The following is a 26,140-nucleotide window of genomic DNA, read 5'->3' on the forward strand; positions in this document are numbered from 1 at the left end:
ATCCATAAACTATTCTCAAACAACTACGCCTGCTCTCCGGTCGGAACGGTGGATGTATCCGTATTGGTGCTGGAGACAGTAATGCTATCAGCGCTCCTTAGGCGAGACGACAAGTGAAAAAAGAGGTTGAGGAAAATGGCGGAGAGACTGCCTGTGATTGTGCCGTCACTGACAATAATACGTAGAGATGAGGGAAGCCCGGAGAACAGCTCGGGTACGACCGTAGCGCCAACGCCAAGGGAAACTGAGCAGGCGACGATCATCAGATTGCGCTGGTCCTTGAAATCCACCTCGGTCATCATGCGGATGCCTGAGGCGACCACCATGCCGAAGAGCACGACCGTGGCCCCGCCCAGCACGGCAGGAGGAATAATAGTCGCAAGCGCTGCTATTTTGGGGACGAGTCCGAGCACAATGAGAATGCAGGCCGCCACTGCAATCACGTTGCGCGTCTTCACCCGCGACAGCTCGACCAGGCCGACATTCTGGGCAAACGTATTATACGGAAAAGCATTGAATAATCCGCCGAGCACGATGGCTGTTCCTTCCGAGCGGTAGCCGCGCGTCAAATCAAGGGGAGCAAGCTGTTGATTGCACACTCTGCCAAGTGCCAGAAAAACCCCCGTCGACTCCACAATAATAACGACACAGACAATCATCATGGTAAGGATAGGTGCAATCCTGAATTCGGGCAGGCCAAATGCAAAAAATTGCGGCAGATGAAACCAGGATGCCTCTGCGACAGAGACAAAGCTGACTTTACCCATCAAAGCGGCCGCCGCCGTCCCAGCAATGATGCCGATCAGCACTGCAAGGGAGCGCATAAATCCCGTCAGGAAGCGGTTAATGATGAGAATAAGCGCCAGCACGCCGAAGGATAAGAGAAAGTTCGGCAGGCTGCCAAAGTCGGGGTTGGACGCACCGCCTGCCATATTTTTGATCCCCGTCGGAATAAGGGACAGGCCGATGACCGTTACAACGGTCCCGGTCACAACCGGCGGGAACAGCTTGATAATTTTCCCGAATAAACCTGCAAACACAAGCACGACCAGGCCTGCCGCGATGATACCCCCATAAATGGCATTTAAGCCATACTGGCTGCCGATGCCGATCATGGGGGTGATCGCAACGAAGGAGCTGCCCAGCATCACCGGCAAGCCGATGCCCAGGTATTTGTTCTTCCACACCTGAAGCAGTGTGGCGATCCCGCAGGTCAGCAGATCAATGGCGACGAGATAGGACAGCTGCTCTCCTGTCAAATTCAGTGCACGCCCGACGAGCAGCGGCACCAGGATGGCTCCGGCGTACATGGCCAGCACATGCTGCAGTCCCAGTGAAAAAATTTTGCCCCCGCTTAACTTTACATTTCTCTCCATAATTCACTCTCCTCACGGCTCTTGAATTACAGCTATGATAAAAGGGAGAGTGAGGTTTTCTGCAATGCCGGCTTAACGTTTGTAAAAAATCATAATTTGATGTCCGGATTTTATGCAGAACCATGTTCAATATGTAAGGAAATACTACAGCATCAGGCTTTATAGATTTCCCGCATGACATGGCGCAGCTCAGGGATAATGATGCGTTCCATGGCCAGCTTGACGGCCTTCGGAGATCCCGGCATGGAGAAAACGGCGGTTCTTCCTATCGTGCCAGCAATCGCTCTGCTCAAAATGGCCGCAGGCCCGATATCTTTCGTAAAGCTTAAATAGCGAAAAATCTCCCCAAAGCCGGGCAGCTCCTTATTCAGCAGCGAAGCAACGGCCTCATAGGTGGTGTCCCGCGGCGAAATGCCTGTCCCGCCTGTCAACAGCACTGCTTCAATTTCATGGGATGTTGACGCCTCAAACACCAGCTGGCGGATGCCTTCGTAATCGTCCTTTACAATTACGTACTTAACCACGTTATATCCGTTTTCCGTCAGCAGCTGCTTTAGCAGTTGGCCTCCTGTATCTGTCTCTTCCGTACGGGTATCGGAAACGGTAACGACCATGCAAGCCACTTCATCCGGCGCTTCACGGCGGTGTTCCTCGACGGTTGAATTCATGAATATACCTCCTTGTAAGCTCAGTGAACATTTGCATTCATTACAATAATAGGAGCTGCCGCCCTCAATATCAACTTGGGCTGCAGTAGAGGAGCGCAGCTTGTTCCCGGCTTTCGGTTATAGTACACTCGTTACATTAACTTTTCATCAAAATTTGAGAGCTCGATATACAGATATAGCTTTACAGGAGGTTGTTATGGAACAGGCAGTACCCGTTTACATATTATCAGGTTTTTTGGGCAGCGGAAAAACGACATTGCTGCAGCGGATGCTCGCTGCTTTTCGCGCGGAGGGCAAACGTCCGGCGGTCGTCATGAATGAGCTCGGAGAGGTGAATCTGGACGGCCAGCTGGTGGATTCCCAGGTCCCGACGGCAGAGCTGCTTGGAGGCTGTATCTGCTGCTCTATCCGGGGAGACCTCAGCCTGCAATTGGCGGAGCTGGTGCAAAAGGAGGCCCCGGATGTCATTATCATTGAGGCCACTGGAGCAGCCAATCCGATGGATATTCTGGAGGGTGTGTCTGAAACTTCACTGTATGTCCGGCTGGAACTGCGCGAGCTGATTACGGTCGTGGATGCGGCACATTTATATGACCTGTATCAGGAGCAGCGGGGCAAAACCTACCGGCTGATGCAGGAGCAAATCCGGTGCGCATCGCTTTTGATTTTGAACAAAACAGACCGTGTTGGAGAGGAAGCCCGCGACAAGCTGAACGAGCTGCTGCGCAAATGGAACGCCTATGCGCCGGTATCGGAGGCGGTTCAATGTGATGTCTCTCTGGAGAACCTGCTGTATGCTGATACAGCTGGCACTGAGCTGAAGGAAGCGCAGGGGAGTGAGGCGCACCATCATCATGCCAAGTCCTGCGGACATGACCACGGAGAAGCCTGCGGCTGCAGTGACAGCCAGGAACAAACCAGGCATGAGCACCATCATTCCCATGCACATGTGATGGCATACACCCACTATTTTGCAGGGCCTGTCAACAGTGTGGAATTTGAGAAGCTGCTGCGGGAGCTGCCGCGAGATGTGTATCGGGCCAAAGGGATTTTGACGTTCAATGACACAAGCGGCAGATTCCTGTTCCAGTATGCCTACCGGGAGTCCGATTTTATGAAAATCAACCCGCAGGGCGAAGTGCAGGATGTGGCTGTATTTATCGGAGAGCATTTTGATAAGGAAGAAATGAGGCAGAGATTGTCCTCTTTGGAGACTTCGCCGGTGAATTGATCCATGCTTGGCGGAAAACCCTGTACTGATCCGCTGTGCTGATTAGCGGTCCGTCTGAACGGGTAAAGAAAAAACAAGGTCATTTTAACAATCGGGAGGTACCAGAGCATGAACCATTCCATAGAGAAGTGCATCGAAGCATGTCTTGAATGCATGAACGCCTGCAACGTTTGTTATGTCGCGAGCCTGAAGGAATATGAATTGGAAATGCTGCGGGAGTGCATCCGCTTGGACCGAGAATGCGCGGAAATTTGCTCCTACACAGCGCAAGCGCTGGGACGCGGAACGGAATTTGCGGCGGACATTTGCGCCTTGTGTGCCCGAATCTGCGAAGCTTGCGCAGCCGAATGCGGCAAGCACCAACACGAGCACTGCCAGCAGTGCGCGGAAGCGTGCCGCCGCTGTGCCGAAGCCTGCCGCATTATGGCCGTTGCCTGATTGGGAGATTAGCGATAACCCGCAGTGTTCGTCGGTCTGCCTGCGTCCTGTACTTTTACGAGATAACGCCAGCAGTCCGGCTGTGAGCCATCCAGATCATAAAAACTATACACCCGTGCGAGCTGGCCGCTCGAGACAGAGTGGCCGTTCCACCGCGCTGCAGCCGGGTCTCCAGCTAGAGGACTCCTTTCGTAACCCTTAATGATGTCATCTTGTGCCATATTAATATCCCCCTCTAAGCCCTGAAACTAAAGCCAAGGCGCTCCCAGGTTATCTGTCTCCGAAGTAATAAAATTGCAGGAAAAAGCAACCGTTCTGTGCAAGTAATGATAAGTAAGGTTGTATATGTGGAGTGGAGAGAGTATAGTTTTGTATGTATTTTATTTTGGGCGGAAAGAGGTTCATATGGCAACAATTCACGATGTGGCTATAAAAGCGGGCGTGTCGGTCACCACTGTATCCCGTGTCATGAATAACCGGGGTTATATCAGCGAAGCGACCCGCAAAAAAGTGTTTGACGCAATGGCTGAGCTTAATTACCAGCCGAATGAAATAGCGCGTTCACTGCTGCGTAAGCAGTCCAATATTATTGGTCTAATCATTCCGAATGTCGCGCATCCTTTCTTCAGTGAGCTTGCCAATCAAGTGGAGTATTATGCTTATCAGCATGATTGCAAGGTTTTGCTGTGCAATTCTCATATGGATCCTGTTAAAGAAAAAGTGTATATCGACATGCTGAAGCGCAATCGAGTGGATGGCATCATTATGGGCAGCCATACACTGGAAGTGGATGAGTATCGTCATCTGAACTCACCGATTGTGACGTTTGACAGGCAAATTGACCCGGATATTCCATACATATCTTCAGACAATTACCGCGGTGGTGAACTGGCCACAGAGCTGCTTATTCGCAAAGGCTGCCGGAAAATTGCCCATATATGCGGGAATCTGGAGCTGAACATGCTGTCCAATAAGCGAACTGATGCATTCCTGGATACTGTGAACAGGCATGGTGTACAGCATGTAATTGTGGAAACGGATTTGAACGTGTTCGCCCAGAAGGATTACGAACGGATCATCCGTCAGCTTGTTCACGAACATCCGGATGTCGACGGGGTCTTCGCAACGAGTGATATTATTGCCGCTGTTGCCATGAAAGAATTTATGCGCGCAGGCAAACGTGTGCCGGAGGACGTGCGCATTGCAGGCTTCGATGATGTAAGCGTTGCATCCTGGGTAACGCCAGAGCTGACATCCGTAAGACAGCCGATCGCGGAGATCGGCAGATTGGCCGTCGAGCTGATTCGCAAACAGGCGGAGGGAGAAGCTGTAGAGCCTGTGAATCTGCTGCCGGTTGAGCTTATTGAGCGTGCCACCACCTAGAGTGGCAAAAAGGTCGAGAACAGGGGGAAAGAGCACCCCTGTTTTATTTTTTCAAAGAATGTCAAAGGTTTGATATGTCAAACGATTGACATAGGTTAAACCTTTGACATATAATGCGTTTGTAAGCGCTTTATGAAATGCTCTGATATTGTACGAACAGGGGGATAACAAATGACGACGAAATTCAAAAGGTTTCAATGGATGGTCATGCTGCTTCTTTTGGTCATGGTGGTGTCCGCTTGCGGAGGCTCCGGAGGAGAAAGTAATTCGGCGTCCGGGGGAGGAACAGGGGATTCGGGAAATGTGAAAATCACGCTGCTGAACTCCAAAGGTGAAATTCTGTCTCAGCTTGAGGATGCCGTCAAGGCATTCCAGGAAGATCATCCGGGTATTACGGTGGAAATTCAGCCGGTTCCTGCAGGCGGATCTCCTTTTGAGCGTGCCTCCGCATTATACGCATCAGGCAACCCGCCGACCATGATCATGCTGGATACAGCCGATGTCGAGAAATTCAAGGACCGCATCCTCGATCTGAGCGGGGAGAAATGGAATGCGGATACGGTTGAGAACGCTACCACAGCAACCACATTTGACGGTAAAAACTATGCGTTCCCATTCGCAATTGAAGGTTATGGATTTATTTACAACAAAGCTGTGGTTGACAAAGCCGTTGGCGGGAGCTTTGATCCGGCCACAATCAAAACCAGAAACGATCTTGAGAAGCTGTTCGGGCAAATTGAGGCATCCGGTAAAAAAGCATTGGTGATCTCGCCAATGGACTGGTCGCTGGGCGCTCATTACCTGCCTCTGGCTTATGCCGGGCAAAGCAAAGACATGGCAGAAGTGGATAAATTCATAGCCTCACTGAAAGCAGGCCAGACTAACCTGGCCAACAATCCGGTTTTCAACGGACTTATGGATACATTCGACATGATGATGAAGTATAACATCGACCAGGCTTCCCCGCTGGCAGGAGCTTATGAACGCGGACCGGAGCTGCTCGGCAAGGGTGAAGTAGGTCTCTGGTTCATGGGCAACTGGGCATGGCCGCAAATCAGCAGTTTTGATACCGCTAACAAAGAATACGGTTTCCTGCCTGTACCGATCAGCAATAATGCCGATGATTACGGCAATCAGGAAATTTCGTCCGCCGTATCCAAACGTATTGTCATTGACAAAGAGAAGGCTACACCGGAGCAGCAGGAGGCAGCGAAGAGCTTCCTGAACTGGATCGTCTATGAAAACAAAGGTCAGGATTTCCTTGTGAATAAAGCGAACATTATCCCGGCATTCAAAAATATTACGCTGCCTGCGGCCGATCCGCTTGGCAAGTCCATCCAGGATTATATTGCAAGAGGCAAGTCAGAGCCGTCGATGAGCATGCTGCCTGCCGACCATTGGGCCAAGACAGGAGCGTCCATGCAAAAATATATGGCAAAACAGAGCGACCGCGCAACATTGGCTAAAGAGATCGAAGACTACTGGAAAACCGTGAAATAAGATTTTTTTACAAGCGCATTGAACAGGAGAGAAAACCGGAATAAAGAGAGGGATCACCATGATTGCGGAAAAAGGAGTGTTGAATCGGTTGCGGTTGCGGCTGCTGTTTACCGGGCCTACCTTGTTTGCCTTTACGACGGTAATGATCATTCCGTTTTTGTACGGCATCTACCTGACGTTTACGAACTGGGACGGTATTTCCACAACACAATCGCTGGTAGGCATGCAAAACTATCTGGCCGTTTTCCGGGATGCTGAGTTTTGGAAATCATTCGGCTTGACGCTGAAGTATGTGTTTTATACCGTCGTTCTGATCAATGTCATCGCCTTTATGCTGGCATACGTGCTGACCAAAGGGTTAAAAGGACAGAGCATTTTCCGGGCAGGATTTTTCCTGCCCAACCTGGTCGGCGGTATTGTGCTCGGTTTTATCTGGCAGTTTATTTTTAACTATGTGCTTGTTTATTTGGGGCAAAATGCCGGCATCCAGTCGCTCGCCGCGACCTGGCTGGCCGATCCTGATAAAGCGTTCTGGGCACTCGTCATCGTAACGGTATGGCAAAACGCAGGTTACATGATGGTCATTTACATCGCAGGATTGACCGGTGTGCCGAATGATATTATGGAGGCCGCCAGCATTGACGGAGCAAACAGCTGGGTCAGATTGCGGAAAATGGTGCTGCCCCTGATGGTCCCTTCTTTTATCGTATGTATATTTTTGTCCCTGCAGCGCGGCTTTATGGTCTATGACCTGAACCTGGCGCTCACGAAGGGCGGACCGTTCGACAGCACGCAAATGGTATCGATGCATGTATATGAAAAGGCATTCCTTTCCCGTGATTATGGTGTGGGTCAGGCTGAAGCATTTGTGCTTTTCCTGATGGTTGCGCTTATTACCCTGCTGCAGGTCTATTTCAGTAAAAAGCTGGAGGTGGAAGCATGATGACAGGCAAAAAAGCCGCTTCCGCCGTGCTCAAATTTATTGTGCTGACCGTCGTGCTCATTTTATTTATCGTACCGTTCGTTTTTTTGCTGATCAACTCGTTTAAGGAGAACGTGGCCATCACCTCCAATCCGTTAGCGCTTCCCGACAGCTTTAAACTGGCCAATTATACGTATGCGTTCGATAAAATGAATTATATCGATGCTTTTGCCAACTCATTGATCATAACGGTGCTGGGTGTTATGTGTATCTCGCTGTTTGCGTCCATGACGGCACATTATTTTGTCAGAAACAATACCAGATTCAATCAATATACGTTTCTGCTGATGGTGGCTTCCATGATCATTCCCTTCCAGGCCATTATGATTCCGTTAGTGAAAATATATGGATCACTGGATTTGCTGAACAGCAAGTGGTCGCTGATTTACATGTATATCGGGTTTGGCAGCTCATTGGCTGTATTCATTTATCATGGATTTGTAAAAGGGGTGCCGAAGGAGCTGGAGGAAGCGGCCCTGATTGATGGCTGCACACGGGTTCAGACCTTCTTCCGCATCGTATTTCCGGTACTGATGCCAACGACGGCAACCATCTCCATTCTGAATGTGCTGTGGATCTGGAACGACTTTCTGCTGCCTTCACTCATTCTGGTCGATCCGGAGCAAAGGACGCTGCCGCTGTCCACTTATAACTTTTACGGAACTTATACCGTGGATTACGGTCCGCTGATGGCAAGCCTGGTATTGACCATTTTTCCGGTTATTATTATCTATCTGTTCGCCCAGAAGTATATTATTCGGGGTGTCATGCAAGGTTCAATTAAATAACTTAAAAGTCGAGTTCAAAAAGTCAGGTTTTCAGCACCGAAGCTTATGCTTCCGAAGTGCGTTTTTGCAAAACGCTTGAGTTGGATGAAGATAGGGACTGAGGAGCGGAGCGTACATGGGGTACTTGAGCACCTGAAATGTTTCCGCAGGAAACATGCTTCGGAAGCATCCGCTTAGGCCCGGCTGAATTCAAGATTCGATGTCGAGTCCGCTTCCTGACTAACTTCGTGATCAAAAGATGACTTTTTGAATAACTTCTAAAAGGGTAGGATGCCTTATCAAACAGACTAAAATGTATACGAGAGAGCAGGCTGACCAATTTATTTCCCAATCGAAGCATTTGCTTCGTCCGGACTACAGGTTGAACTATCATCTGATGGCCGAGTTTGGCTGGATGAACGATCCGAACGGATTTATCCACTACAAAGGGCAATATCACTTGTTCTACCAGCATTACCCCTACGAACCGGTATGGGGACCGATGCACTGGGGGCATGCCGTCAGCCGTGATCTTATGAAATGGGATTACCTGCCGGTTGCTTTGGCTCCCGACGGAGTGTTCGACCGGGACGGCTGCTTTTCCGGCAGCGCCATCGAGCAGGACGGCAAGCTTGTCCTCATGTACACAGGACATGTCGTGACCGGACCGGACAAAGATCAGGATTACAAGCAGTCACAGGGCATCGCAGTGTCGGAGGACGGGGTAACGTTCGAGAAATGGGAGGGCAACCCGGTTATCGGTTATGATGCTGTCCCGGACACGGTTAGCCGTAAAGATTTCCGCGACCCTAAAGTGTTTAGACATGGCGATCAGTATTACGCTGTTCTTGGTTCCAATGACGCCAAGGGAAACGGGCTAGTGCTGCTGTACTGCTCCAAAGATCTGCGCAGCTGGACGTATGTCAATGTGCTTGCCAAGAGTGACGGACGCTTCGGTGACAATTGGGAATGTCCGGACCTGCTCCCGCTTGGGGGCAGAGACGTGTTTATGCTCTCCCCGCAGCGCATGCCGGCTCAGGGAGAAGCGTACCGGAATCTGCATTCAACCATGTACGGTATCGGTGATTTTGATCCGGTTGCGGGGACCTTTACAGCAGAGCGATATGCGCCCGTGGATCATGGCTTCGATTTCTACGCTCCGCAGTCGACGGTGGATGACAAAGGACGGCGTATCATCATCGGCTGGATGGATATGTGGGAGTCGGAGATGCCGACCCAGCAAGGGCATCATTGGGCCGGTGCGATGAGTCTGCCGCGCGAGGCGGTCCTCGACGGCAGCAGGTTGCTGTTCCGCCCGCTTGCAGAGACGGAGAAATACCGTTCCAATCTGTTCGAGCAGCCTGTTACGGTGCTGACAGGCGAGCAGACCCTGGAGACGGGTGGGGACAGCTATGAATTGCAGGCTGTATTTGAATTTGAAGCAGGCAAAACGGAGGAATTCGGCTTAAAGCTGCGGGTGGGCAGAGGCGAAGAGACGGTGCTGACGTACCGTCCTAACGACGGTCTGTTCCGTTTCAACCGCGACCGTTCAGGGATCGGACCGGGGGGCGAGAGGAGAGTACACCTCGGGTTGGATGAAGGACGTTTGGAGCTGCGCATTTTCGTCGATAAAAGCTCAGTAGAGGTATTTATCGGTGATGGCGAATATGTCCTCACCGGCCGCATCTATCCGGGCTCGGATTCCCTGGGTATTCAGGCTTTTGCCGAAGGAACTTGCTCGCTTGTCTCGTTCCGGAAGTGGGATATTTGTATGTAAGGGTATGACAGAAGGAGTCCGGCTGGTTGGCCGAGGCTCCTTTTTAGGCTTTGAAGTGTGGATAAGAGACTTGTATCCATCTTAACGAAAACCGCAAGAAGGAGACCGGAAATGACAATGATCCAATGTTAGAAGACTTTTCAGAATTTCTATCTGAATTGGAATTCCGTGTATACTAGCTTCAGTGCTGATAAAAATTGGGATCCTAGTGCACGTTTAAGGTTGCTTGGTCTGGTATAAATTATGCTATTATAAATAGTAAAGTGGCAGATTGGCTGATGTAGGGCTGGAGTGCGAACCCCAAGCGCACAAGAAATTCCCGGGAGATTCGCACCACCAGATTTTACGCGGCTTTTCACGGTTTTCATACAAAATGGTTTGCTTCAAAATGCTACCCGATTTGGGGTTCGCACTTTTAAGCCCTCAAACCCTTATGGGATAAGGGCCGAAACGGCCCGCTGTTACTCCCTGCACGGGAGTATGGATTGAAAGGATCTGGTAAAAGTGCGCTTGGCGGCAAAGGTGCGCGGTTACTCCCTGCACGGGAGTATGGATTGAAAGACTCCCCAGCTCCGGTTACCCCAGTCTACGCCTTGGTTACTCCCTGCACGGGAGTATGGATTGAAAGCGTTTGGCAATGAGATTGTTATTAGGCCGCCGTCCGTTACTCCCTGCGCGGGAATATGGATTAAAATAATGGTTGCTCTGCTGATTGCTGTGCTGGTTGCGTTACTCCCTGCACAGAAATAAGATAAGGTGGTGTGAGAAAACTATGCACAGCTCAGAGATATCTAACCTAAGCTTTCTTTTAGAAAAGGAAAAATTGGTCTTAGCAGAGGTATTACACAAAATTAAAGACCCTTTCAAAGTTAGACAAGCCATTCTTTTTGGATCAAAAGCTCGGGGGGATTTTGAATCGGGAAGTGACATAGATTTGTTGGTTCTGACAGATTTAGAGGACCGTCCTGAGAATAGACATTATTTGTCGGATATGCTTTTTGATATAAATCCGTACTACGAGCCGCCTATAAGCGTAACGTACTTTAACAAAGATGACTGGGACTCAGGCAAGGTACTGCCCACTTTTAAAAGTAACATTTTGAAGGATGGTGTTCAGATTGTCATTTAAAGATGAGGCAGTCAAATCGTTCCTGAAAAGGGCTAAGGGGAAATATTCAGCTGCTTTGTACTCTTTCGAGAATGAAGATTATCCTGCAGCTATAGCTTCCCTTTATTATTCTGCTTTCCAGTCTGTATCAGCTTTGATGATACATAGAGACGTTCCGGAAAATAAACACACTCAGGTTAGAGCGTGGGTAGGTAAGGAGCTTTTCAGAAAAGGTTTAATTAGCTCTGATTTAGCCAAGATGTATAACCGCTTAATGGATGATAGACAGGATGCGGACTATAAACCTACTGTTAACATAACTAGAGAAATGGTTGAGACTTACATCCAACCAGTGAAGGAGTTTCATTCTATAATACTAAAGATTGTACAGCAGGAGGGATTGAAGGATATCGACGCGTTCCATATAAAGTGATCCTATAATATACGGCTGGTGTCGAGATTCAATTGGCCTAGCAGGTTAGGGCAGGCTACATCGGGTATGCAAGCAATTACTCTTTACATGGTGTTTTCAAGCTCGCATGGAACGTATAGAAATAAGCTGCCCAAAGCCTTTTTCACCTCGCCGTCGTTACTTTTGTAATTTCACCAGCTAATTCTCAAGCAAAGAAGGACGGCATCCATGAGTGGTGGCAGTCCAGACCCTTAATGAGACTGTAATGAGTAACGTTGCTGCTTATTTGTAAATAAACTTATTCTCCAAGATAGAGAGGAATTTGGGCGGTAGGTGGCCGTGAGTGCGAACCCCAAGCACACATGAAAATCCCGGGAGATTCGCACTAGCAGATTCTACACGACTTTTCACGGTTTTTCATACAAAATGGCTTGCTCAAAATACTACCCGATTCGGGGTTCGCACTTTTAAGCCTCCAAATCCTTATGGGACAAGGGCTGAAACGGCCCGTTGTTACTCCCTACACGGGAGTATGGCTGCAGGCGCTGATCAACGCGCTGGCGGCGACGATCGTTACTCCCTACACGGGAGTATGGATTGAAATGAATATGTACTAGGAGCTATTATGAAGGACTCCCGTTATTCCCTATACAGGAGTATGGAGTGGAATCTGCCCGTCACTTAACACGGGCCATGGAGCGTAAAGTGTTATTATCAGCACGCTGAAAAAGATACAACTTGTGCCGGAGGCATAGAATCAGTATAATAATGTAAATTTAACGTCCGCGAACGGGAGAGTAGCCGTACAAGTCTCAAAGCAGCGAGCCGGGGTGGTGGGAGCCGGCATGGGGCACATGGTGAATCGCACCCTGGAGATGGCAGGTCCAGTACGGGAAACCGTAAGCAGATCTGTCCGGCTTACTGCCGTTATCAGTATCGAGGGGAGGAGCCTGAACAAAGGCTCTTCACGAAGAGTGGTACCGCGGAAGCACAGCTTTCGTCTCTTTTATGAGGCGAAGGCTTTTTTGTTTTATAGCTCATTTATTTCAGAAAAAAGGATGTGTTCGTCCATGATTATGAACATTGCCGCCCAGGTGCTGAGCGGACCTACAGGCCTGTCCGAGCATGAACTGCTGCAGCTGCTGGAGCAGCCTCCGAATCCCGAGTGGGGGGATGCTGCGCTGCCTTGTTTTGTGTTTGCCAAATCACGCCGGATGTCCCCGCAAAACGTAGCGGCTGAGCTCGCCGGGGCACTAGATCAAACCCATGGTGTAAGCGCGGAAGCAGCCGGACCTTATGTGAATCTGAAGCTTGATCCGGCCGTTTTCGCCCCGGCGCTGCTGGAACAGATCGGCTCAGAGGACTTTGGCAAACTTGATCTGGGGCAGGGCAAGCGGGTCGTAATTGACATGTCCTCGCCCAACATTGCCAAGCCGTTCGGAATCGGCCATCTTCGCTCTACCGTAATCGGTGCCGCCCTGTACCGTCTGTTGGCGGAAGCAGGTTATGAGACGATAAGCGTCAATCATTTGGGGGACTGGGGGACGCAATTCGGTAAACAAATTACAGCCTACAAGCGCTGGGGCAAGGACGAGGAACTGAACAGAGATCCGATCGGCGAATCGCTGAAGCTATATGTCCGGTTCCATGATGAAGCGGAGCAGGATCCTTCTCTTGAGACGGAAGCGCGCGATTGGTTCCGCAGGCTGGAGGCAGGTGATCCCGAGGCCCACCGGCTGTGGCGTTATTTTGTGGACATCAGCATGCAGGAATTTAAAAGGATGTACAATCGCCTTGGTGTTTCGTTCGATCATGTGCTTGGTGAAAGCTTTTATAATGACAAAATGAAGCCTGTCGTCGAAGAGCTGAGCGGCCTCGGGTTGCTGGAAGAAAGCGATGGGGCGATGGTGGTAAAACTGGATGACGAAGGCATGCCTCCATGTCTGATCCTGAAAACGGATGGTACCACCATTTATCCGACCCGGGATCTCGCAACGGCCATTTACCGCAGAAAAGAAATGGAAGCTGACCGCCTTCTGTATGTGGTAGGGGCTGAGCAGAAGCTGCATTTCCGGCAGGTGTTTGCCGTCCTGGGTAAAATGGGAGCCGATTGGGCGGTACAATGCGAGCATGTTCCCTTTGGGCTGATGCGCTTCGAAGGGAAGAAAATGTCCACCCGGCGCGGCAAAGTCATTATATTAAACGAGGTGCTGGATGAAGCGGTGTCCCGCGCCATGGCCGTCATCCAGGAAAAGAACCCTGATCTGTCCGACAAACAAATGGTCGCCGAGCAGGTCGGGATCGGAGCGGTCATTTTTGGCGATTTGAAAAACAACCGGATCAACGAGGTCGATTTTTCGCTTGAGGATGCACTGCGCTTTGACGGGGAAACGGGGCCGTATGTTCAATACACACATGCCCGGATTAAAAGTGTACTGAACCGCTTAAAGGGGCAGCCGACAGATGGCGAAGCCGACCTGAATACCGGGCTGAATACTGTACTAAATACCGGTCTGAATACCGAACAACTAATTTCGGTAGGAGACACAACCCTGCTCGGAGAGGCCGGCTGGTCTCTGCTCAAGCAGCTCAGCCGTTACCCGGAGGCGCTGGAACGCGCGGTGAACCGGCTGGAGCCGTCGGTTATGGCCCGTTTTGCATTGGATACGGCCCAGTCCTTTAACCGCTTTTACCATCATGAAAGAATCGAAGACGGCGGGCCCCTGCGAATGCGGGTTAGCGAACTAACGGCAGAGCTTCTGGCGCGCTCCTTGCGTCTGCTGGGTCTTCATGCACCTGATCGGATGTAAGGTGATCATGCAAAAATATGTTTTTTTCCATCTGGTGAAACCTTTTCACATAACAGGCCGTCTGAGAATACAGAGGTCAAGTCATTTTGGAGGTGCAGATTGTGAAGAAACATAAAAAGAAAGTGATCAGCTTTATTGCAGTTGCTTGCTCGCTCGCGGCAGCATCGTCTGCTTTTGCTTTTGGCGACTTATCCGGTACACAGCTCCAGCAGGTGGAAGCACTTAAAGCCAAAGGGATTGTGAACGGAGTATCTGCGGACAAATTTGCTCCGTCCCGCACGCTGACCGTAGCGGAAGGAGTACAACTGGCCGTGAAATCAATGGGCCTTGAAGCCAAACCGGATGTGACAGACGCATCTTATGCCAACATCCCTGCTGATGCATGGTATGCACAGGCGTTCCGAATCGCTGCCGAGAACGGGCTGACGGTTTCCGGGGATGTGAAACCCGCTTCGCCGATGACCAGAGAACAATTTGCGGACATGCTCTATGAAGCGATCAGTGCAACCGGACAGTATCCGGTCATTAAAATGTACATTGAAGTTGCGGATGAGAAGGACTTCGATGCGGACTCTCTTGAAGCCATTCAATTTCTGTTGCTGACGAAGATCACAAGTCTGGATGAGCAGAGAAACTTCTATCCGGACCGGGAAATTACGCGGATCGAGGCGGCGGAAATGGTGTATAATGCCGTCAAATATGTAGAAGAAATGAAGGCCATTCAACCGGCAGAACCATTGCCTACGCCGGAGCAACCAGAGCAGCCTGACCAACCGGACCAGTCGGATAACGTACAGGATCAGGTGACGATTTCCATCGAACCAGTCAGCAGCGCCAAGAACAAAGTCACCTTGACCCGTCATGAAGCCCCGAATCCGGGCTATGGCATCGCTGTAGACCGTGTGGATTATGTCAGTGATTCGGAAGCTGTCATCTATTACAAGCTGACCAGTCCGAAGCCGGGTGAAATGAACATCCAGGTGATTTCGAACACCGAGACAAGCGTAGAGCTCGACAGTAAGTATGAGAAGGTCAGCATCAAGCCTGCGGAAAGCAGCGCGGATGCATCCGTCTTTCATTTGGCCCAATAAGGCGAGTCTTTAAATCTGAAAGGCATGTCCTTAAGGAGGCAGACTGTAGCAAGCAGTCTCGAAGAAATAATATTGGATTTAAAAGAGCGAGTATCGGTGGTCGAAATTTCCACCAATACTCGCTTTTTCTGCTATATAGGGCACCGTCCATGAAGGGCGCAAAGCCGAAAACAACGGGTATCTGCTCTAATTCCCACCTTTCACGCGTTCCCATTTTCAGAAGATGGCGTTTACCTTGCCAGACCTCGGAAAAACGTATCAATGGTGAAGGAAATCAGCTCATCCCTGGAGTCCGCAAGCTGAGTATCAAAGCTCAGCAGCAGCGACGTCAGGCCGTGCAGCATGCTCCAGATGCTTCTTGCGGTCAGCAGCTCATCAGCGGTCATGATGTAGCCATCATGGACAGCGTGCCTGATTCCGCCTTCCAGCATCTCAAAACCTTTGAACCGGTCATTTTCATCCATGAGGATCGAGCTGGCGCCCTCCAGGTTGGTAATGAAGAGGACATTGTAATACTCCGGATGCTCAATTCCAAAACGGACATAAGACTCGCATACGGTTTTCAACACTTCAAAGGCGTTTAATCCCTCTGCGCTGGCTTCCTGCTCCCGCTGCCGGAGGGCCTGCAGGAATAATGCATAACCCTCCTTCAGCAGCTCGCTGACGACGGCTTCCTTATTTTCGAAATAATGATAAATGGTCGTTGGTGAGTATTCAATCCGGTCCGCAATTTTGCGCATGGACACCTCGGCATAACCCTGGCTCAGAAAGAGCGAGCGGGCGGCCTCGATAATTTTACGGCGGATTTCATCACTTTCACGTTCTCGGCGTTTGATATGCTTCATGAGTAATTTGATGTTCCCTTTCTGCCTGCCCCAATTTGGCGGCGATACGATCAGCTTCCATTATACCGGAGCTTATGGCCCCTTGAAAACCGCCCCCCGGCTGTGTCCAGGCGCCGACCAGGGAAAGGCGCTGCAGTGGCGATGTCCGTTTCAGACGCTTGATGCCGGACTGGGGGACGGTTTGCGCAAAGCCGTATACGGCACCCGCAGGATTGGCGGTATAACGCTGCATCGTGCGGGGTGTGCCCAATTCAGCAACCGCCACTTTGTCTGTCAGCCCCGGATAATGCTTTTCCAATTCATCCAGTATGAGGCGTGTTACGGCTGTTTTTTTAGCTTTGTATTCGGCGCGGTCTGCTGGCCAATTTTCTAAACGGTCTAGAAAAGTAACGGCAATACACCCTTTCCCCGGTTCGTTGAGCGTAGGGTCCATGGCGTTGTAATTGGTAATGCCCCAGTTGCATTTTGCATATTCACCGCGCATGGCCGCTGCGTAGTCCTGTTCGGAGTCCGGCTCATTGTTCAGAAGCAAATCCTCCTGCATAATGCCAAGCTCATGCGGTTCGCAGGTCAGCCCCAAGTACAGCTGGGTCAGCGAAGTCCCGATCTCAAGCTCCGTAAGTTTCTCCATTTCACGATTTGCGGCAGGATGACTCGGCAGCAGACGGCCGTAGGTCAGCAGCGGGCTGATGCCGGACACAATCCAGCTGGCCTCGCAGACTTCGCCTTTTTTCAATCTTATACCGGTTGCCTCATTGCCTGTGTAAAGAATCTCCGACACTTCGCTGCGCAGATGAACCTCCCCGCCGGCAGACTTGATGACGTCAACCAGGGCATTGGACAGCGCCTGGCCGCCGCCCTGAATATAATAGGTGCCCTCAAGATGATAGCCAAGCCATGGAATAAAAAAGTACAGAGCCGACAGTCTCTTCGGAGGCAGCCCATAATAGGGCCAAAGGGCAGTGAAAAATTCCGTGAATTTTTCGGACAGTCCGTACTGTTTTACTGCCTCCCACGTTGTCATTTGCGTCCAGCGGATGAAGGTGCCTGCTTTAAGCATCGCGGTGGCCTTCCGCCAGGCAGGCAAGGGAGAGGAGAAGGCCGAGAAGCCTTCGGCAAAACGGTGGATGCCTGTAAACAGCTTGTCGATGGCTTCCTGTTCGACCGGAAACATTTTTTTAAGAAGCAGCACGTATTCATTGGCATCGGATGGAATATCAACAATTTGTCCTTCCCAGCGGATGGAATAGGGGTGCTTTTTGCGCAAAGGCACGATGCCTTTGTCTGCTCCGCATGCTTGCAGCATTTGGCCAAAGCTGCCATTTTCCAGCCCGCCGACTCCGTGCAAGGCCACGTCAAACAGATAACCCTTCCTGCGGAACTCCGTTGCATAACCGCCAGGCAGATTGTGGCTCTCAAACACAGCTGTCCGGTAGCCGAGCGCGGACAATCTTGCAGCACAGGACAAGCCGCCGAGGCCTGCGCCAATGACGATGGCATCATATTTTCTCATCCATGTTCTCTCCTTTTTGTTAACGTTGTTATTTAAATTAACAGTGTTAAGTTGATTGAATTATAGATCATATTTCGTGAAAAGAAAAGCCCTGTTTTTTAAAAGTTTTTCTAATGACATGAAAAAAGCGCCCCTGGAGAGACATGGAGAACCTGGCTGCTTGCATGCATGTATCACTCCAAAGAGCGCATATTGTAGCGGTTGTTCACTTTATTTCATTCCTGCGATTACTGCAGCTTTGTAGGTTATGCCTGGTTCCCCGGAAAAGACACTTTACCGGAAATGCCGGCTGCACCTGCTGTCACGGGAAGCTCCTTTTCGGAAGCTGCGGTCTGCTCGCTAGCCCCCGTAGAGCCCTGCTGAAGCTGATACATTTGATAATAACGGCCGCGGAGCTGCATGAGCTCTTCGTGATCGCCTTTTTCGACGATTTGTCCGCGGTGCAGGACCAGAATTTGATCGGCGCTGCGGATCGTGGACAGGCGATGAGCGATGATAAAGGTGGTACGCCCTTTTTTGAGCACATCCAACGCGGATTGAATCAAGGCTTCCGTCTCCGTATCAATGTTGGCAGTCGCCTCATCCAGAATGAGAATGGCCGGATCGAACGCCAGGGCGCGGGCAAAGGAGATGAGCTGCCGTTGTCCGGCAGACAGGGTGCTGCCCTTCTCGATGACAGGCTCATCAAATCCTTGCGGCAAGTGGGAGAGCAGTTGGTCTGCTCCTACATCCCGTAATGCCTTTTCCACCTGCTCACGGGAGATCCGGCTGTCCCCGAGACTGACATTGCTCGCGATCGTGCCTGTAAACAGATAAGGGTCCTGCAGCACGATGCCCATATGGCGGCGAATCCACTGCTTCGGCAGCTCTCTGACGTTCTGGCCGTCAATCGTAATCGTTCCCTGCTGCGGATCGTAGAAGCGGAACAGCAGGTTGATGATGGAGCTTTTGCCCGAGCCGGTATGGCCGACCAGCGCCACGGTCTGCCCCTGCTTGGCGGAGAAGGAGATGTCCTTCAGCACCCAATCCTTTTTATAGGCAAACGATACGTTTTTAAATTCGACATTGCCTTTATAACGAGGCATTTCACCGTCCGTCACTGGCTCGCCCGTTTCATCCATCAGCTGAAAGACGCGACCGGCGGATACGATCGAGGTATCCAGGGCCGCCAATTGGTTAACCATACCGGTGACAGGCTGAAAGAGTCTGCTCAGCACATCGACAAAGGCGTACAGCACGCCAAGCGAAATGGCAGTGGACCCGGTGAGGGAGCCTGCTCCGAAATACCAGAGTACCACGGCAAAGGACAGATTTCTGAGCACATTAACCAGATTGTGGGAGGTCAGGGCGTTCAGGTTCAGCATTTTATTCTGATGCTTCATGTAATCATCGTTCAGGTCCTCAAATTCCTGCAGCGTTTTTTGCTGGCGGCGGAAAATGCGAATAATGGACATGCCCTGAATCGATTCGTTGATAATGGCATTAATCTCGCTCAAGCGTGAACGAATGATCGTATTATAACGGGTTGCCACCTTGCGGTATAAAATGATCCACAGAATGAGGGCAGGGACCAGGAACAGGCAGATCAGCCCAAGCCGGACATCGAGCAGAAAGAGGGCGATATACACCCCGGTAATGGTGACGATGCCTGAACAGAAATTGGACAGTACCGCGACGAACAGATCCTTTACCGCCTCCGTGTCATTGGTTACCCGGGAGACGACCTTGCCTGCAGGCAGATTATCGAAAAAATAAACCGGCAGCCGCTGAATTTGTGCATACAGGTCCAGCCGCAGCCGCTGAATCACCCGGTTGGCCGAGGATTGCAGCCAGTAGGTTTTGCCGAATTCCGCAATAATCGAGATGAACAGAAACACAAAGTACAAGCCGATTAATTGTGTTATGCCTGGCAGCTCCGGCTTGTAGAAGCCGTACAGCTCATCTGAACTTAACGGCTGCGCGGGATAAGAAGCGGTCTGCCCGCCGCGTGTAATGGTCATCGTACCATCCTGATAGCGGCGTTCACCGCTTGCCTCGGCAACGGGAGCGTCCACGAAGTAGAATGTCGTTCCCGCCTGCAGAATGCGCACCTCGCGCCCTCTGGCTTCCCCGATCGCAAAGCGGTCCCCGCGCTTGAACAGCTCATTGTTGTACTCGGCGGCACCCGCCGAATTATTCGTTTGATAATAAGGCCGTTCAATGGCCAGCATATGTCCGTCAATCATTTGTTTGGCGATGAAGGGACCGGCCAGCTCGGCGGCCACGCCGACGGCAAGGGCGATCAGGGCAACGATAAAAGTATATTTGGCTGTCATGGCATATTGGAACAGCCGTTTGCCAATGTTCGGTTTCAATCAGCTTACCTCCCCGGAGGAGAGACCCGATTCAAGCTGCTGCCGCTCATACTGCTGACGGTACCAGCCGCCCCGCTGCAGCAGCTCGCTGTGCGTGCCCTCCTCGATAATCCTTCCCTGCTCCAGCACGACAATCCGATCCGCATGCTCGACGGCGGAGAGGCGGTGGGTGGAGATCAGGGTCGTTTTGCCGGAGCGCTCGCTCCGGATATTGTTAATAATGCGCGCTTCCGTTCTGGCATCCACGGCGGAGAGCGCGTCGTCCAGTACTAAAATGTCGGGATCGCCGATGAAGGCTCGGGCAAGGGACACCCGCTGCTTCTGTCCGCCCGACAGGGCAATGCCCTTTTCACCGACGATGGTGTCAAGACCGTCGGAGAGCGTGCCGAGATCGTTATCGAAAGCGGCGGTACGGATGGCCTCCATAATGTCGGCATCCGTTGCGTCCGGCTTGCCGAAGCGGATGTTTTCGCGTACCGATTTGGAGAACAGAATCTGCTCCTGCGGCACATAGCCGACCCAGCTGTGCAGCTGTTCCGCCGCAATATGCTCAATCGGTGTGCCCGAGATCAGAATATCGCCGCTGCCTGACGGGTATTCCCGCAGCAGCTGCTTCAGCAGCGTCGACTTGCCGCTGCCGGTACGGCCCACGACGCCCAAGGTTTCACCGCGCCGCAGGCTGAGATGGATATGCTGCAGATTATCCGTCTGCGAGGTCGGGTATCTGAAAGTGACGTCTTCCATCACGATCGACTCGGCAGCCGTGACCGCTTCGGGATGCTCGATATCCTGAACATCCTGCGGGGAGGACAGCGTTTCATTGACACGGTCGAGCGAGGCGCTTCCGCGCTGCATGATGTTGATCAGCTCGCCGATGGCAAACATCGGCCAGATCATCATCCCCAGGTACATATTGAACGATACGAGATCCCCCAGGGTGATTTCATTGCGGAACACCAGAATCATGCCGTAGCCAAGACCGATCACGTAGCTTAAACCAACGAAGAGACGAATGGTAGGCTCAAACAGAGCATCCATGCGCGCGACCGCCAGGTTTTTGCGATACACATCGTCCGTAATATCCGCGAACCGTTTTTCATCCAGACGCTCTTGGACATAAGCACGGATGACCCGAATACCTGCGACTGACTCAAGTACCTGGTCGTTCATGTCGCCAAAAGCGTCCTGTGCCAGTGTATAGCGCTGATGCACTGCTTTACCGTAAATGCTCATGGCCAGTGCAATAAAAGGCAGCGGAATGATCGCCGCCAGCGTTAATTTCCAGCTGATCAGAAAACCCATCGCACCCAGCACCGTGGCAAGATATATCGTTGAGTCCGTCAGGGTAAGCATGCCGAAGCCCGCCGTGGCCGCAACGGAACGGAGATCGTTCGTGGCGCGGGCCATCAGGTCGCCTGTACGGTTGCGCTCAAAGAAAGGCGGCGTCATGCTCAGCAGATGCCGCATAAAGCGGGAGCGGAGCAGCCGTTCCACAAGGTTGGCACCGCCGAACAGCCGATGCATCCATATGTAGGTGATGTAGTAGATAAGCACCAACATTGCGAGGATGTACAGGATAGTCCGCATGAGTGAATCCCAGGTCACGGAGCCGCTCACAATCTGATCAATCGAGTCCCCGAGCAGGCGTGGAGGCACAAGCTCCAGGAAACCGACCAGGATCAGCATAGCGAGCCCTATGGTATAGCGTTTCCGTTCCCGGTGAAAGAACCAGCCCAAATCTTTTAAAACCGTAAACAAAGTATCCCTTCCTTTCATCATCAAGTCTCAACCGCATGCTGCGAACTGCTGAAAACAGCAAAAAAGACATACCGTCCGCAAACGATATGTCCTGTGTTCGACATCATATGGTATGCGCAGGTAAACTCGGCGGGAAACGCACAAGTCCTGCTGCAATTTAAACAGTACGCAGCTATAGCAGGGTCAGAAAATCCGACCAGCCCGTACGCGGCAGATGTGGCTCCTCCGGTATGAAGTTGAATATTTGGTTTGATTCAATACAATTGCTTTATCCAACACCGGAATCACCCTTTCTTGATCGTTGTAAGTATTTTCAAGTTTTGATCTCGTATGGTTGCATCTTACCATCAGGTTTTGCGAAATGTCAAACCTTTTTCAAATTTGCATGCTTCAGCAGGGAACGTGTGCTTTGGTGGGAATGCTATGATAGGATATGATTAAGGCTAAAGAATATGCACTTGGTTAAGGAGTTGAGCAGGATCCATGAGTATATACGTATCAGAACCCGCTGCCGAATGGTATAAAAAAGAGCTTGGTTTGAAATCCGGGGACCATGTCCGTTTTTTTGCGCGCTATAGCTCGGGCGGGGGGCTTCATCCCGGTTTTTCGCTGGGTATTTCCGTCGAGCCTCCTCAGCACCCGGCGCTGCGTACGGAATCAGGCGGCGTTGTTTTTTTCATGGAAGAACAGGATGAATGGTATTTGAAAGGGTATAAAATCGAAGTGAAATACCTGCCGGAGCATGATGATATCATTTATGAGTACAGTCCTGAATAAGCAAGCTTAGCTGCAAAAATTCAAAACGGCGGAGCTGCCGGCCACAGGCGGGGTATAAACCGCGCTGCGCTCGGCAGTCCGCCGTTTTTTGCGTCATGGTAAATAAATGCCTTCTACAGCAAAATCAAAATCCTCGATATCATAGACCTGTACAGGTACGGAAGCTTCAACAATACGTTCGATCCAGTCCGTCTGGTCCGTCAGAATCGGCAGGTTTTCCCGCTGTGCGGTCAACAGAAGCTCGGTTTCAATCGGGTCGAAATGCTCTCCGTACTGGGCGTTATCCACTCCATTGATGATAGTGAATGCCACGGAATTGCCGAACAAAATGGGCAGGCTTTTGGCCCAGGGTACCTGAAGTGCCCTGTTGATTTTCTTCTTGTTCAAGGGCTCCTCCAAATATTCGATCAGCTCGGCCACTTTCTCTTTCACATGCTTGTCTTCGGCCGGATTGTCCATAAGCGGCTCATCGCTGGAACGAAATTCGTACAATTCCAATATGGTGGTGTAGGGCACAATATATTCTACCGCTGCCGCCGGAGCCAGCAGCTGGCCGTAAATCGCTACCATGACGGCTTCGGTTACAAACTGTCGGGACATCGGCTTTCCTCCTGCGATGTGCAAATATGCGGTGTTAAATCGAATTGAGTATACCATAATGCTGTCCCAAAAACAGCATGGCAGCAGGCTATTCCCATTTTTATCGCTTCAAAATGCGCAAAAGCCCCGCTTCTTAAGCGAAATACATCGGACCTCTTATCCATGAAAAAAGGCACTCCAGACGGACGAGCCCCATGAAGCACCTTTCGCACAATCTATACTTTTGGCTTGCACCCCTGCGCCTTAGGACTTTCCAATCAAGAGTGAAAGGATTCCTGCAGCAATCAAAGGACCGACCGGGACCCCTTTAAAAAAGGCAACACCGAGAACGGTGCCGATCAGCAGTCCGTTGACAACGGCTGGCTGGGAGGACATCAGCGTCACTCCGCGCCCTCCCAGATAGGCGACCAGGACGCCAACCCCAATGGCCAGCAGTGATTTCCAGTGGAGGAATGATGCGAATACCTCCTGCACGGTAATGCGTCCGCTCGCCAAAGGGGTCATGACGCCAATCGTGAGCAGCACGATGCCGACCGTCAGGCCGTATTTCTCCAGCCAGGGGAAGGTTTGGTGCAAATTCATCACCCTCAGCAGCAGCAGGACAACCATGGCGATCGTTACGCTTGAATTGCCGCTGAAAATGCCGAGGCCTGCAAGCACGAGCAGCAGCAGGGCAGTGTAATCCATGGTAGCAACTCCTTTTCCGGCCTGCTTACGGATGTTCATGACCGGCATCTGTCTGTACAATATGCTCGGCAATCAGCTTGCCGTGCCACCGTCCGGATTCGATGAACACCTCATTGGCGTTCCGGCCGGATGCGATGACACCGGCGACATAGACACCAGGTATGTTCGTTTCCATCGTTTCCGGGTTAAAGACGGGTTTATCCAGATCCTCGGCCAGCTGCACGCCGACCGATTCCAGCAGCTTGCGGTCCGGGCGGAAGCCGGTCATGGCAAGCACGAAGTCGTTGTCCAGCTTGAACTCGCTGCCGTCATTAACGGTAACGGTAATATCATGCGGACGGATTTCCGTCACGCGTGAGCCCAGGTGAAGGGTGATTTTACCTTTATTGACCAGGCTTTCAAACAGAGGTCTGACCCATGGTTTGATGTGCTCGGATAATACGGAACCCCGATATACCATATCGATATGCGCACCTACCTTGACCAGTTCCATGGCCGCATCCACCGCGGAATTGCTGCCGCCGATAATGGCGACACGGGTGCCTGTATACGGATGTGCTTCCCTGAAATAATGGGTCACCTTGTCCATATCCTCCCCGGGAATGCCCAGATAATTCGGATGATCAAAATAACCCGTGGCCACGACGACATGGCGGGCCCGGTATTGGCAGGACTGTCCGCGTTTATCCGCTGTATGAACAGTGAAGGTTCCGTCTGCTTCCTTGATGATGGAGCCTGCTTCCTCATAGGGACGAATGTCGAGCCCGTAATGCGATGCCACCCTGCGGTAATATGTAAGGGCTTCATGCCGGAAGGGCTTGTCATTGGGGGAACTGAAAGGGATGCCTCCGATTTCGAGCAGCTCGGCAGTGCTGAAAAACTGCATATTGGTCGGATAAAGATAAATGGACTGCACAATATTGTGCTTTTCGATGATAAGCGTCTTCAACCCGCGCCGTCCGCATTCTATGGCCGCTGACAGACCGCAGGGGCCGCCGCCGATAATAATAATGTCTTCCACAGGATTACCTCCAATAAAACAAAATTGCCTCCAATAAGATAATGAAAAATTGCCCGCAAGCAGCAAGCAATTTTATCCTACCGCATTCATAGTGCAAATACCAGCCGATTTGCGGTAGCCACCGCTAAAATGGATTGACAATGAACAAATGATGCCATATTATTAGATACATATCTAATTAAAGGAACGTGAAAATAATGCAGCTGGATAAAATCGTGAATTACCACAAGGCCCTGGCCGATCCGACAAGAATGCGCATTCTGCTGCTGCTGGCCGGAGGCGAGATGAACGGGCAGGCGCTGGCGGAGAAATTGAACCTGTCCCAGCCGACCGTCACGCACCATGCGGCGAAGCTGCGCGAGGCGGCGCTCGTCAAGGAGCGCAGGGACAAGAACACGGTATATTTTACCCTGAATGAGGATTTTATCAGACAACATGCGGAAGCTTCCGTAAACTTCATCTTCGGCAAAGGAGGCAGGGAAATGGAGAAAGAAGGGGTGCAAGAGCCGCTGGCCGCTTCCGTCATGCGGAATTTTTTCGCCAAGGACGGCAGGCTGCGCCAAATCCCTGCCCAATACAAGAAGAAGCTGATCGTGCTGCAGCACCTGGCCGAACAGCTCGAACCGGGACGGAAATACAGTGAGCGTGAATTGAGCGATTGGATTAAAAATGTTCATGATGATTTTGCAACACTGCGCCGTGAGCTGATTATGCACCAGTTTATGTACAGGGAAAATGATGTATACGAACTGAACCCGCGGGAGATGTGGACCCGCTGGGAGGATGTCAGATAAACAAAATCAGCATTGACAAGAAAAGCCTGGAAGTCGTATAATCAAGGAAATTTTTGAAGGAGGCGATATTTTATGAGCAAGCACATCATCGGATTGGTTTTGCGTCGTAACGTCGTCTCCCTAACGGACACACTCGGGTAAGACCGCGGCAGCGGTCTGCCCGCCGGTCGAATCACCGGACATCCGCAGGGAGTTATTCCCTGCGGATTTTTGCATATACCGGGCATCTTTATGCCTGTTTATGGGCC

At 51.2% G+C, this 26,140-nt stretch carries 23 protein-coding genes and 1 pseudogene; 14 read left to right on the forward strand and 10 right to left on the reverse strand.

The features are described 5' to 3' along the window. Positions 1-23 precede the first annotated feature (23 nt). On the reverse strand, positions 24-1,376 hold the full coding sequence (locus ACE5KN_RS02130; RefSeq protein WP_375525600.1) for a nucleobase:cation symporter-2 family protein: 1,353 nt from the start codon (positions 1,374-1,376) through the stop codon (positions 24-26). Positions 1,377-1,528: 152 nt separating this feature from the next. Then, a complete protein-coding gene (locus ACE5KN_RS02135; RefSeq protein WP_375525599.1) occupies positions 1,529-2,044 on the reverse strand; it encodes a MogA/MoaB family molybdenum cofactor biosynthesis protein in 516 nt (171 codons plus the stop codon). Between the two features lie 196 nt (positions 2,045-2,240). Here ACE5KN_RS02135 and ACE5KN_RS02140 point away from each other — a divergent pair, with 196 nt between their 5' ends. After that, entirely contained in the window at positions 2,241-3,275 is a 1,035-nt protein-coding gene (locus ACE5KN_RS02140) for a CobW family GTP-binding protein (protein ID WP_375525598.1), read from the forward strand. Positions 3,276-3,383: 108 nt separating this feature from the next. Beyond that, the gene (locus tag ACE5KN_RS02145) at positions 3,384-3,713 is read left to right on the forward strand and encodes a four-helix bundle copper-binding protein (RefSeq protein WP_375525597.1); all 330 of its coding nucleotides are present in this window, start codon (positions 3,384-3,386) and stop codon (positions 3,711-3,713) included. A gap of 8 nt (positions 3,714-3,721) precedes the next feature. On the opposite strand, the pseudogene ACE5KN_RS02150 reads toward ACE5KN_RS02145, so the two are convergent. Then, positions 3,722-3,892: pseudogene (locus ACE5KN_RS02150) on the reverse strand (short-chain dehydrogenase); the annotation flags it as partial. A 226-nt stretch (positions 3,893-4,118) separates the two neighbouring features. On the opposite strand from ACE5KN_RS02150, the gene ACE5KN_RS02155 reads away from it, so the two are divergent. The 10 genes from ACE5KN_RS02155 to ACE5KN_RS02200 all read left to right on the forward strand — a co-directional run bounded on the left by ACE5KN_RS02155 (position 4,119) and on the right by ACE5KN_RS02200 (position 15,543). Continuing rightward, complete coding sequence (locus tag ACE5KN_RS02155) at positions 4,119-5,096, forward strand: LacI family DNA-binding transcriptional regulator (RefSeq protein WP_375525596.1); 978 nt, start codon at positions 4,119-4,121, stop codon at positions 5,094-5,096. A gap of 171 nt (positions 5,097-5,267) precedes the next feature. Then, positions 5,268-6,596 (forward strand): ABC transporter substrate-binding protein, encoded by a 1,329-nt coding sequence (locus ACE5KN_RS02160; protein ID WP_375525595.1) that lies wholly within the window; start codon positions 5,268-5,270, stop codon positions 6,594-6,596. A gap of 58 nt (positions 6,597-6,654) precedes the next feature. Beyond that, a complete protein-coding gene (locus ACE5KN_RS02165) occupies positions 6,655-7,539 on the forward strand; it encodes a carbohydrate ABC transporter permease (protein ID WP_355317155.1) in 885 nt (294 codons plus the stop codon). Then, positions 7,539-8,366, forward strand: coding sequence for a carbohydrate ABC transporter permease (locus tag ACE5KN_RS02170; RefSeq protein WP_375525698.1), 828 nt, complete (start codon positions 7,539-7,541; stop codon positions 8,364-8,366). Before ACE5KN_RS02165 ends, ACE5KN_RS02170 begins: the two co-directional genes overlap by 1 nt. 292 nt (positions 8,367-8,658) lie before the next feature. Then, positions 8,659-10,122, forward strand: coding sequence for a glycoside hydrolase family 32 protein (locus ACE5KN_RS02175; protein WP_375525594.1), 1,464 nt, complete (start codon positions 8,659-8,661; stop codon positions 10,120-10,122). 772 nt (positions 10,123-10,894) lie between these two features. Continuing rightward, positions 10,895-11,251, forward strand: coding sequence for a nucleotidyltransferase domain-containing protein (locus ACE5KN_RS02180; RefSeq protein ID WP_375525593.1), 357 nt, complete (start codon positions 10,895-10,897; stop codon positions 11,249-11,251). Beyond that, positions 11,241-11,663, forward strand: coding sequence for a HEPN domain-containing protein (locus ACE5KN_RS02185; RefSeq protein ID WP_375525592.1), 423 nt, complete (start codon positions 11,241-11,243; stop codon positions 11,661-11,663). Before ACE5KN_RS02180 ends, ACE5KN_RS02185 begins: the two co-directional genes overlap by 11 nt. Positions 11,664-12,127: 464 nt before the next feature. Next, the gene (locus tag ACE5KN_RS02190) at positions 12,128-12,259 is read left to right on the forward strand and encodes a hypothetical protein (protein WP_375525591.1); all 132 of its coding nucleotides are present in this window, start codon (positions 12,128-12,130) and stop codon (positions 12,257-12,259) included. A 453-nt stretch (positions 12,260-12,712) separates the two neighbouring features. Further along, positions 12,713-14,452: an arginine--tRNA ligase gene (argS, locus tag ACE5KN_RS02195; protein WP_375525590.1), complete on the forward strand. Its 1,740-nt coding sequence runs from the start codon at positions 12,713-12,715 to the stop codon at positions 14,450-14,452. A 101-nt stretch (positions 14,453-14,553) separates the two neighbouring features. After that, positions 14,554-15,543 (forward strand): protease complex subunit PrcB family protein, encoded by a 990-nt coding sequence (locus ACE5KN_RS02200; RefSeq protein ID WP_375525589.1) that lies wholly within the window; start codon positions 14,554-14,556, stop codon positions 15,541-15,543. A gap of 230 nt (positions 15,544-15,773) precedes the next feature. Here ACE5KN_RS02200 and ACE5KN_RS02205 read toward each other — a convergent pair whose 3' ends face one another. The 4 genes from ACE5KN_RS02205 to ACE5KN_RS02220 form a co-directional block, all read right to left on the reverse strand. Then, positions 15,774-16,388 (reverse strand): TetR/AcrR family transcriptional regulator, encoded by a 615-nt coding sequence (locus tag ACE5KN_RS02205; protein WP_375525588.1) that lies wholly within the window; start codon positions 16,386-16,388, stop codon positions 15,774-15,776. Then, positions 16,360-17,901, reverse strand: coding sequence for a phytoene desaturase family protein (locus ACE5KN_RS02210; protein WP_375525587.1), 1,542 nt, complete (start codon positions 17,899-17,901; stop codon positions 16,360-16,362). The genes ACE5KN_RS02205 and ACE5KN_RS02210 overlap by 29 nt, the downstream gene beginning before the upstream one ends. 245 nt (positions 17,902-18,146) lie before the next feature. Beyond that, positions 18,147-20,255, reverse strand: coding sequence for an ABC transporter ATP-binding protein (locus ACE5KN_RS02215; protein WP_375525586.1), 2,109 nt, complete (start codon positions 20,253-20,255; stop codon positions 18,147-18,149). Then, complete coding sequence (locus ACE5KN_RS02220) at positions 20,256-22,013, reverse strand: ABC transporter ATP-binding protein (RefSeq protein WP_375525585.1); 1,758 nt, start codon at positions 22,011-22,013, stop codon at positions 20,256-20,258. 483 nt (positions 22,014-22,496) lie between these two features. On the opposite strand from ACE5KN_RS02220, the gene ACE5KN_RS02225 reads away from it, so the two are divergent. After that, entirely contained in the window at positions 22,497-22,790 is a 294-nt protein-coding gene (locus ACE5KN_RS02225) for a HesB/YadR/YfhF family protein (protein ID WP_375525584.1), read from the forward strand. A gap of 93 nt (positions 22,791-22,883) precedes the next feature. Here ACE5KN_RS02225 and ACE5KN_RS02230 read toward each other — a convergent pair whose 3' ends face one another. The 3 genes from ACE5KN_RS02230 to ACE5KN_RS02240 all read right to left on the reverse strand — a co-directional run bounded on the left by ACE5KN_RS02230 (position 22,884) and on the right by ACE5KN_RS02240 (position 25,098). Continuing rightward, the gene (locus tag ACE5KN_RS02230; protein WP_375525583.1) at positions 22,884-23,390 is read right to left on the reverse strand and encodes an ADP-heptose synthase; all 507 of its coding nucleotides are present in this window, start codon (positions 23,388-23,390) and stop codon (positions 22,884-22,886) included. A 243-nt stretch (positions 23,391-23,633) separates the two neighbouring features. Further along, positions 23,634-24,077 (reverse strand): DUF441 domain-containing protein, encoded by a 444-nt coding sequence (locus tag ACE5KN_RS02235; RefSeq protein WP_375525582.1) that lies wholly within the window; start codon positions 24,075-24,077, stop codon positions 23,634-23,636. 25 nt (positions 24,078-24,102) lie between these two features. Then, positions 24,103-25,098 carry a YpdA family putative bacillithiol disulfide reductase gene (locus ACE5KN_RS02240; RefSeq protein ID WP_375525581.1) on the reverse strand — a complete coding sequence of 332 codons (996 nt, stop codon included), beginning with the start codon at positions 25,096-25,098 and terminating at the stop codon, positions 24,103-24,105. A gap of 197 nt (positions 25,099-25,295) precedes the next feature. Here ACE5KN_RS02240 and ACE5KN_RS02245 point away from each other — a divergent pair, with 197 nt between their 5' ends. Next, positions 25,296-25,892 carry a DUF2087 domain-containing protein gene (locus tag ACE5KN_RS02245; RefSeq protein WP_375525580.1) on the forward strand — a complete coding sequence of 199 codons (597 nt, stop codon included), beginning with the start codon at positions 25,296-25,298 and terminating at the stop codon, positions 25,890-25,892. Positions 25,893-26,140: the final 248 nt, after the last annotated feature.

The sequence above is a fragment of the Paenibacillus terreus genome, from assembly GCF_042138595.1.
Taxonomy (GTDB): Bacteria; Bacillota; Bacilli; order Paenibacillales; family Paenibacillaceae; genus Paenibacillus; species Paenibacillus terreus.

Coding starts and splice junctions, on each gene's coding strand:
- ACE5KN_RS02130 (WP_375525600.1), bottom strand. CDS start 1,376: ATGGAGAGAAATGTAAAGTTAAGCGGGGGCAAAATTTTTTCACTGGGA.
- ACE5KN_RS02135 (WP_375525599.1), bottom strand. CDS start 2,044: ATGAATTCAACCGTCGAGGAACACCGCCGTGAAGCGCCGGATGAAGTG.
- ACE5KN_RS02140 (WP_375525598.1), top strand. CDS start 2,241: ATGGAACAGGCAGTACCCGTTTACATATTATCAGGTTTTTTGGGCAGC.
- ACE5KN_RS02145 (WP_375525597.1), top strand. CDS start 3,384: ATGAACCATTCCATAGAGAAGTGCATCGAAGCATGTCTTGAATGCATG.
- ACE5KN_RS02155 (WP_375525596.1), top strand. CDS start 4,119: ATGGCAACAATTCACGATGTGGCTATAAAAGCGGGCGTGTCGGTCACC.
- ACE5KN_RS02160 (WP_375525595.1), top strand. CDS start 5,268: ATGACGACGAAATTCAAAAGGTTTCAATGGATGGTCATGCTGCTTCTT.
- ACE5KN_RS02165 (WP_355317155.1), top strand. CDS start 6,655: ATGATTGCGGAAAAAGGAGTGTTGAATCGGTTGCGGTTGCGGCTGCTG.
- ACE5KN_RS02170 (WP_375525698.1), top strand. CDS start 7,539: ATGACAGGCAAAAAAGCCGCTTCCGCCGTGCTCAAATTTATTGTGCTG.
- ACE5KN_RS02175 (WP_375525594.1), top strand. CDS start 8,659: ATGTATACGAGAGAGCAGGCTGACCAATTTATTTCCCAATCGAAGCAT.
- ACE5KN_RS02180 (WP_375525593.1), top strand. CDS start 10,895: ATGCACAGCTCAGAGATATCTAACCTAAGCTTTCTTTTAGAAAAGGAA.
- ACE5KN_RS02190 (WP_375525591.1), top strand. CDS start 12,128: ATGGGACAAGGGCTGAAACGGCCCGTTGTTACTCCCTACACGGGAGTA.
- argS (WP_375525590.1), top strand. CDS start 12,713: ATGATTATGAACATTGCCGCCCAGGTGCTGAGCGGACCTACAGGCCTG.
- ACE5KN_RS02205 (WP_375525588.1), bottom strand. CDS start 16,388: ATGAAGCATATCAAACGCCGAGAACGTGAAAGTGATGAAATCCGCCGT.
- ACE5KN_RS02210 (WP_375525587.1), bottom strand. CDS start 17,901: ATGAGAAAATATGATGCCATCGTCATTGGCGCAGGCCTCGGCGGCTTG.
- ACE5KN_RS02225 (WP_375525584.1), top strand. CDS start 22,497: ATGAGTATATACGTATCAGAACCCGCTGCCGAATGGTATAAAAAAGAG.
- ACE5KN_RS02230 (WP_375525583.1), bottom strand. CDS start 23,390: ATGTCCCGACAGTTTGTAACCGAAGCCGTCATGGTAGCGATTTACGGC.
- ACE5KN_RS02235 (WP_375525582.1), bottom strand. CDS start 24,077: ATGGATTACACTGCCCTGCTGCTGCTCGTGCTTGCAGGCCTCGGCATT.
- ACE5KN_RS02245 (WP_375525580.1), top strand. CDS start 25,296: ATGCAGCTGGATAAAATCGTGAATTACCACAAGGCCCTGGCCGATCCG.